The 8,389-nt window shown below is 33.2% G+C and carries 9 protein-coding genes; 2 read left to right on the forward strand and 7 right to left on the reverse strand.

Features of this window, described 5'->3' with window-relative positions; all coding sequences use genetic code 11:
• Nucleotides 1–29 precede the first annotated feature (29 nt).
• The 5 genes from CN514_RS08790 to CN514_RS08810 all read right to left on the reverse strand — a co-directional run bounded on the left by CN514_RS08790 (nt 30) and on the right by CN514_RS08810 (nt 4,188).
• Nucleotides 30–230: a cold-shock protein gene (locus CN514_RS08790; protein WP_069034332.1), complete on the reverse strand. Its 201-nt coding sequence runs from the start codon at nt 228–230 to the stop codon at nt 30–32.
• Between the two features lie 410 nt (nt 231–640).
• Nucleotides 641–1,090 (reverse strand): S1 domain-containing RNA-binding protein, encoded by a 450-nt coding sequence (locus CN514_RS08795; RefSeq protein ID WP_098232272.1) that lies wholly within the window; start codon nt 1,088–1,090, stop codon nt 641–643.
• 343 nt (nt 1,091–1,433) lie between these two features.
• Nucleotides 1,434–1,868, reverse strand: coding sequence for a hypothetical protein (locus CN514_RS08800; RefSeq protein ID WP_098232273.1), 435 nt, complete (start codon nt 1,866–1,868; stop codon nt 1,434–1,436).
• Nucleotides 1,869–2,161: 293 nt separating this feature from the next.
• The gene (locus CN514_RS08805; RefSeq protein WP_098232274.1) at nt 2,162–2,617 is read right to left on the reverse strand and encodes a hypothetical protein; all 456 of its coding nucleotides are present in this window, start codon (nt 2,615–2,617) and stop codon (nt 2,162–2,164) included.
• A gap of 149 nt (nt 2,618–2,766) precedes the next feature.
• Nucleotides 2,767–4,188: a SpoVR family protein gene (locus tag CN514_RS08810; RefSeq protein ID WP_098232275.1), complete on the reverse strand. Its 1,422-nt coding sequence runs from the start codon at nt 4,186–4,188 to the stop codon at nt 2,767–2,769.
• 684 nt (nt 4,189–4,872) lie between these two features.
• Here CN514_RS08810 and CN514_RS08815 point away from each other — a divergent pair.
• A complete protein-coding gene (locus tag CN514_RS08815; protein ID WP_098232276.1) occupies nt 4,873–5,130 on the forward strand; it encodes a YhdB family protein in 258 nt (85 codons plus the stop codon).
• Between the two features lie 42 nt (nt 5,131–5,172).
• Here the strand turns inward: CN514_RS08815 and CN514_RS08820 are convergent, their stop codons facing one another.
• Entirely contained in the window at nt 5,173–6,897 is a 1,725-nt protein-coding gene (locus CN514_RS08820) for a phospho-sugar mutase (RefSeq protein WP_098232277.1), read from the reverse strand.
• Between the two features lie 172 nt (nt 6,898–7,069).
• Here CN514_RS08820 and CN514_RS08825 point away from each other — a divergent pair, with 172 nt between their 5' ends.
• Nucleotides 7,070–7,282 carry a DUF1540 domain-containing protein gene (locus CN514_RS08825; RefSeq protein ID WP_098232278.1) on the forward strand — a complete coding sequence of 71 codons (213 nt, stop codon included), beginning with the start codon at nt 7,070–7,072 and terminating at the stop codon, nt 7,280–7,282.
• Nucleotides 7,283–7,330: 48 nt separating this feature from the next.
• Here the strand turns inward: CN514_RS08825 and CN514_RS08830 are convergent, their stop codons facing one another.
• On the reverse strand, nt 7,331–8,197 hold the full coding sequence (locus CN514_RS08830) for an SDR family oxidoreductase (RefSeq protein WP_098232279.1): 867 nt from the start codon (nt 8,195–8,197) through the stop codon (nt 7,331–7,333).
• Nucleotides 8,198–8,389: the final 192 nt, after the last annotated feature.

Below are 8,389 nucleotides of genomic sequence, written 5' to 3' on the forward strand. Positions count from 1 at the left end.
TAAGAGCCTGTCCATGTTTGTTATTATAATTAAGCCTTGCGAACGTTAGCTGCTTGTGCTCCACGTTGACCTTGCTCAAGGTCAAAAGTCACTTCTTGACCTTCATCTAATGTTTTGAACCCTTCGCCTTGGATAGCTGAGAAATGAACGAATACGTCTTCTCCACCTTCACGTTCGATGAATCCGAAGCCTTTTTCGCCATTAAACCATTTTACTTTACCTTTTTCCATGTTTGTTGCCTCCTAGTGTGTTAGTACACACAATGTATTACTATCCTTGCTCTCAGTGATCATCAAGACGAAAAGTTTTACTAATATTATCCTTTACACCGAACAAAAATAATTCACCTTTAGAATAGCATTTTTTGAATTTGTTTGCAAGGTTACTATATATAAGTCGAATTTTCAGCTTCTCATTAAAGTAAACACTCAATTTAATTTTGTCCAGAATTTAAAAACACAATAAAGTGGTCTTTGGTTGTTATTGTTCAACTAAAGCGCACGATTGCGGAATATCGTATTACTGTATGTTGGATGCACTTTTATTCCTTAAAAGCCCCCAAAGCGGAACAATAAAGGCAAGCCAGTTTATTCAGCTTACCTTTAATCCTATATGATAAAGTATTAAATAACGCAGCTGATTATCCGCGTCTTCCACCTCTACCGCCCTGTTTTGCTCCAGTGTTACGTTTAAGGGTAGACAAAGTCTCTTCACTAGTCTTTAAAAAAAGAGACAGTTTATCTTCAAAATTTTCCTTTGATTTGAAATTGCCTTTTGAACGAAAGTTATTGGAATGGCTATCAACTCTTCCTTGGCCCGGTGGGCGTTGTGAATAAGAAGAGGGTTTTCCTTCGGGTCTATCTATAGCTTTTTTGATGGACAAGGCAGTTTTTCCGTCTTTCTCGCTAATTACTTTTACTTCAATTTGGTCACCTACCTTAAGATGGTCATTAACATCTTTTACATAGCTATCCGCTACCTCACTAATATGCACAAGACCTGTTGAGCCTCCAGGTAATTCTACGAATGCTCCAAAATTAGTGATGCCTGTTACTTTACCTTGTATCTTGCTGCCTACTTCAATTGACATAGAAATAATGTTCCTCCTCAATAATGTTAAAACCACATCATCAATTGTATAACAAATTGAGTGAAATAATATCAATTGGAGTTATTTTCCACTTACTTGTTATAATTCGACCCTTCTAACCAAGTACAACAGCACATTTCTTAATAAGCATTAGTTTCATCGAATTGTTCTTCCGTATTTAATTTTAGAATTTTAAAAATCAACATATTTTTATCAGTAGCCAAATAAAAAAAGCGCTAATCCATATTATAGTAAAGTGCCCGAATGCGGAAGTTCAATTATGTTGTATTTTTGAAGATAAGCATGCGTTTACTTACATAAGGAATTTTAATTCACTTAATAATTAATAATCTTCCCAACCACTTTCTGAATGAACTTGAATTAATTCGGTATTTGATATAAATTCAACTGTTTTTCTATCGAATTTGTACTTAATTACTAATAATTTCATCTTAGCTGAGTCGTATATTGGATGGTCAAACATATAACTTTCCTTAGAATATACTGTGTCTGTTCCATTCCGAATTTCATTGCGTAACCATTCAGTTTTTCTCTCATCATATTTCTCGGCAAGTTTATAGGTTTCACTTACAAGCCGTCTAATTTCTTCTGTGGTTAAAGTTTTAATAATAGTTGACTCTTTTTTCGTCTTTTGAACACCATATTTGTTATACGAACTTTGAATTGCAGGAAAGTTAGCAGCTAAAATAATGACAACTATAACTAATGATACAATAAGACCTTTGTTAATCCCCTTTTTCCTTTCGACATCAGTCATGATTATTAACACGCCTTAATAATAGTCCTAGTTTAAAGATATTAAATGTTAAGGGTGATTAATCCTTTTAGGCAATAAATTACAACTAACCTGCCATATTACTTAATACCTATTATTTCAAAATCTGTTGTTTAACTTAATCCTTTATTTCATAAAAAAGGGTGCTTACCTTATTTCGGATAAGCGCCTTTTCTGGAATACCTAAAATATGATCTCAATCTTAAAATCAACTAATTCTTCTTTCACTCACGCATGCGTTAGTTGCATTACTTCTTATTTTATTTTGCATAGCATTACATTATAATTTCATATAGTGTATTCCAAACTAAACCAGAATTATTATGTTCTTTAATAAACATATCTAAAGAATAATTAGTTAGTATTTCTGCTTTTTCTGCCCCTTGTATATCAGTTAGGAAGAATGCTTTCCTATCAGTTGAACCTAACAATGAACGTTTAATTAAACTATGAACAGCCTTGAAGAGTTCGGGTTTAAACTTAAAACAATCTTCATCATCCGCTTCAAATTCCCAATCTATTAAATCACTTCCGAAGAAAAATGGACTTGAATTTTTCATTTCTAAATTTCCTAAGTGAAGTATCACGCCTTGAAACTGATCTAAATGGTGTTGGAACAAACCTCTGTGACTTTCCAAATCAAAATCTTGTCTTATCCAAAATGGATATTTATTTTTTGGTACTTTCAATCTTTTTTTTCTTTTAATTGAAACAATTTCTATTGTAGGCATTCACAACCTCCAGTAATTCTATTTAAATTTTTTAGTCAATTAATGCATATTATATCATTCCTAATTCAACTAAACTGCCATTATGTTGAATAAGAAAATCAACAGTAGTCTTTACACAGCCTAAAAAAAAGACCCCTAAAAAAGTGGTCTCAAATATACTTCCGATGAATATTCTTCCCATCATAACTAAACAAGACTGACTTATTCTCAATATTCGTCTCTAAATGAACCCCTCTACCCCACAACTGATGAATATAAGGCATTACCTTTTCAACATACTTCACATCAAGTTCCATATGTTCATAGGAATGCTTCAAATAAAGCTCACCATTTTTTAAATAATCACCCTCTTGAACTACAATATAAGGAAATCCACCATTTACCCGACTAACTACAAGTTGGTCTCTTACATTTTCCCATGCCTTATCCGTGACTTTATATTCCTTCCCTTGTCGCTGGAATAAATACATATCTTCACGCATGACAAGATCTTTCGTTAAGTAGTTTCGAATAAATGAACTATCAGACTCTAATTCTCGTACTTCGAACATTTTTTCTCGACCGCTACCAGGTTTTACACCTAACTCTCTCATTTCTTTGCTTGGGTTATCATATCGTTCTTCAATATCTTCAAACATTCTTAGTCCTAAGTAATACGGGTTAATACTTGTTTTCGATGGCTGAACTACTCCTGCATTAAGCTTTGCGTATTCAATCGCTTCATTTGAGTCGAGATTTAGTTCTCGCATGATGCGGATGTGCCAGTAACTTGCCCAGCCTTCATTCATAATTTTCGTTTCAAGCTGTGGCCAGAAATAAAGCATTTCTTCTCGTAACATTGTCAAGATGTCACGTTGCCATTCTTCTAATTCTCTGGAGTACTCTTCGATAAATAATAGGATATCTTTTTCGGGTTGAGGTGGGAATTGTTTACGTTTAATTGGGATCAGGTTTGAATCATTTTTCTTTTCTTTACTTTGATCCATATTCCATAAATCATCGTATGGTGTTACTCTTTTTTTCTCTTTAATTGGGAAATCAGTTTCTAAATCATAAGCCAGTTTTGGTCGCATTAATGATGGATCAATATGCTCTTGAATTGAAAGTACTGCATCTAGGAAATTTTCTACTTCTTGCTTACCGTATATATGTTCATAGTGTTTAATTCGTTCAGCAGTAGCTGCCATACTTTCAACCATATCTCTCTTCGTGTTGGAGAAACGAATATTATTTTTAAAGAAGTCACAATGAGCTAAAACGTGTGCAACGATTAATTTATTTTGAACGAGAGAGTTTGTATCTAATAAAAATGCATAACATGGATCAGAGTTGATTACCAATTCATAAATTTTGCTTAGCCCTAAATCGTAATGAAGCTTCATTTTATAAAACTGTTTTCCAAAGCTCCAGTGGGAGAATCTTGTAGGCATACCGTAAGCGCCAAATGTATAAATGATATCTGCAGGACAGATTTCATAGCGCATTGGGTAAAAGTCTAGCCCAAATCCTCTCGCAATCTCTGTAATTTCGTCAATAGCATATTCCAACGCTCTATAATCACTCGCCTTCATCACACTCTCCTCCTGTCTCTTCTTATATTATTCTATGAACTGAAAATTGAATTAATGTAAAAATAGTCATATCCAAACTATATTCATTTGTCTAATTCGAAATTTTTCAAAAAAAAACATAAACACAAAAAAACGTATGAAAAAAATTCATACGGTAGTTCATTTTATTTGTGCAATGCGATTGATATAACTTCATTTTTTGAATTATTTTTTTGATTAAGAAAATCTAATGTAGTTTGGTGTACATAATTTTACCAGATTGCATATTATTTTAATCTTATTATCCCTGTTTCAAATAAAAGTATACTTAAGTATTGGAAAAGATTTTTCTGTAGGGGGAGAAGTCAGATTAAATCAATAGTAGCAATTAAATACCAGGGATCGCAATTTAACTCCAAGGTAAATGCAAAAATAACAGTAATCAATATATTTTGGGACAATTTCATCCTATTTTGAGTTCCATTTAACTAAATTTAAGCTTATTTTTGTAAATTGATCAAAACCAATAAAGTATTTCTAAAATACGAAAAATCACAACACTATTTTCCTGTTTTCCCTATCGTTCCAGCACTTAACCATCCTTTTTTTACCTAACCTCTACCGTAACCTTTTGTTAAATTCTCTCATGGCTAATTAATTTTTTTCGCCATAAACTATGTGTACCCTCTAAAAAGGAGGTTCACAATGCAAGTACAATCCGATTATGATTTAGCATTGTATTACACTTATTGTTGTCAATGGGATAAGCTTCTCGTGTTAATGGTAAATACGAAAGACGAGCTTTTTTCAAAGCGTATCGAACATTTTCTACATGCCTTTAAATACGAGAGGGACTTAGCGGTCATTGATGAAAAACTAAAAGGTATGTTCCAACATATTGAGCATGCCACTAGGGAAGAAAGCGCCGAGGAACAATCTTTTATCTCATCATTAGAGCTTTAACTAAAAATAAATGAAAAGAGCGACTAAATAGTCGCTCTTTTTTTAGACTAATACTTCAATTTTTTCCATAAATGCTTGTTGTAAACTATCCAATTTTTGGATGCTATCTTGACGAGATTGTCCAACAATTCCGAAGTAGAACTTGATTTTTGGTTCGGTTCCAGATGGACGTAAGCATACCCATGAACCGTCTTCAAGTTGATACTTTAATACATTTGATTTAGGTAGAAGTATTTGTTCTTTTTCTCCTGATTCTAAAGTCGTTTTCTCTTGAAGTTTATAGTCTTCAACTGTAACAACTTTTAGACCATTTATATCAACAGGAGGGTTTTGACGGTAATTTGTTAAAATCGACTGGATTTTTTCTGTACCTTCAATCCCTTTTAATGTTAATGATTTTAGTCCTTCTAAGTAATAGCCATATTGCTCATATAGGCTATTTAGTCCTTCATATAAAGTCATACCTTTTGTTTTGTAATAAGTAGCTATTTCTGCAGCAAGTACTGTTGCTTGGATTGCGTCTTTATCACGAACAAATGGTTTAATTAAATAACCATAGCTTTCTTCATAACCAAATAAGAATGAGTATTCGTTCGTTTGCTCATATTCTTTAATTTTTTCACCAATAAACTTAAATCCAGTAAGTGTATCGATTGTTTTAACACCGAATTTTGATGCGATTACTTGACCAAATTCAGATGTAACGATTGTTTTAAGTAATAGAGCATTTGAAGGTACTTCTTGTTGGCTTAATAAATAGTGAAGCATTAATGCTCCTGTTTGATTTCCAGTTAGGACTACATATTCGCCATTTTCATTTTTCGTAGCGATTCCTAAACGATCAGCATCAGGGTCAGTTGCAATTAAAACATCTGCATCAATCTCTTTGCCGTAACGAATTGCATATTCAAATGCTGCGTGTTCTTCAGGATTCGGTGATTTTACAGTTGTAAAATTCGGATCTGCTTTTGCTTGTTCCTCAACAATTGTTACATTTTCAAAGCCAACTGCTTTTAATGACATCGTTGCAGGTAGTAGTGCTGTGCCATGTAATGGAGTAAAGACAATTTTTAAATCCTTACCATGTTCTTGAACTAAATCGTTGTTAACAACAACAGTTTTTAGTTGCTCTACATATAATTTATCCATTTCTTTATCTAATCTATGTATTAAGCCTTTTTCAACTAAGTCTTTTTCAGAAGCTACTTCAATTTCTAACTCATTTTCAAATGAATTAACGTATTCAATTACTTGATCAGCAGCAGCTGGAGGTAATTGACCACCGTCATCACCATAAACTTTAAATCCATTATATTCAGGTGGATTATGACTTGCCGTAATGACAATTCCACCGAAGCAGTTTAACTCACGTACTGCAAATGATAATTCCGGTGTAGGACGTAACTCATTGAATACATACGCCTTAATACCATGTGTCGCAAGTGTTTTTGCTGCTTCCATTGCAAACTCAGGACTTTTATGACGAGAATCGAAAGCAATTGCAACTCCACGGTTTTTTGCTTCTTCTCCAAAGCTTTCAATATATTTTGCAAAACCAGAAGATGCTTTACGAATAGTATAGATGTTCATACGATTCGTTCCAGGTCCGATTTCTCCGCGCATTCCACCAGTTCCAAATTCTAAATTTTGATAGAAGCTTTCCTTAAGTATAAGGTGATTATTCTCAAGATTAATTAATTGCTCTTTAAGTTCTTGATCTAATGTCGGTGATTGAATCCATTTTTCATAAGTTGTTTCCCAATTCATTTTGTTCTCCTCCTATACTTAATCAGAGTTCAGATTCGATAAAAGTCTTACGAACTCCTTCTATATAACAAAAGTTTACAATATTCTCACTAAAATTTCTATAAATGCACTATTTTAAATCTGAATGAGATTGAAAAGTATGTAGAAAATACAACTAAAGGAGGGTGAGTTCATGCCAGAAATTAGATGTAGTGTTGCCAATTGTAATTTTTGGGGGCAGGGAAACTTTTGCCAAGCAGACTCAATTCTTGTTCAAACCGAAGCATACGAATACTCAAATGACTTTGATTCAACGATTCAAAATGCAGTCTTAGACGGTGAGATAACTAGTTCTGCTGTACATAGTGGTGAAACCTGCTGTCACACGTTTCGACCTAAATATTAATGAAATGGTGCCATTTACATTTTTTGTATATGGCACCATTTTATTAATTTATCCGTTCACAATTACTCCACCATTAACATGAATGATTTGACCTGTAATAAAGGAAGCTTCATTGCTTGCTAAATAAAGATATGCTGGTGCAAGCTCTACTGGTTGTCCAGCTCGTTTCATTGGAGTTGTGCTACCAAACTTTGCTACTTCTTGTTCGTCAAAACTTGCTGGAATCAATGGTGTCCATATCGGCCCGGGAGCTACACCATTAACACGAATTCCCTTTTGAGCAAGATTTGTAGAAAGTGAACGAGTAAATGTGACAATCGCTCCTTTTGTTGCAGAGTAATCCAATAATTGATCATGTCCTTTATAAGCAGTTATTGAAGCAGTATTTATAATAGAGTCTCCTTGCTTCATATGTGGTAGGCAAGCTTTTGATAAAAAGAACATTGAAAAAATATTCGTTTCAAATGTTCTTTTTAATTGCTCTTCAGTAATGTCTTCCAAATTCTTTTGTGGATATTGAACAGCAGCATTGTTCACTAAAATGTTAATTTTTCCGAAGGTTTGAATTGCATTTTGAACGACTTGTTTACAAACTTCCTCTGTTCGAATGTCACATCTCATTATTTCACAATTTCCACCAATATCATTTATAAATTTCTTTGTATCTTGTGCATCAACATCCTCATCGAAATACGGAATAAAAACTGATGCCCCTTCTTTCGCAAAAAGTATTGCAACAGCTTTTCCAATTCCACTATCTCCACCAGTAATAATGGCTACTTTTCCCTTTAATTTACCACTTGGTGTGTAATTTGGATCATCTGAAATAGGTATTGGCGTCATTTCCTTTTCGATACCTGGTTGCTTATTTTGATGTTGCGGATTAAATTTAGTCGGAAACTGTTTCTGATTCATTTACTACATCCTCCTTTTAAATAATTCAGATTTAGCATACCCAAATCGTACTTTTAGGAATACTAAACATAATTAAATTTGATAAAAGAAGTTAATCAAATAAAAAAACTTGCACTTTTACAATAAAACGAATATTATTAATAACTGTTGAGTTTATCATTCGTATTTTACAAGGAGATCTATTATGTTTAA

The organism is Bacillus sp. AFS001701, assembly GCF_002559405.1.
Lineage (GTDB): Bacteria > Bacillota > Bacilli > Bacillales > Bacillaceae_G > Gottfriedia.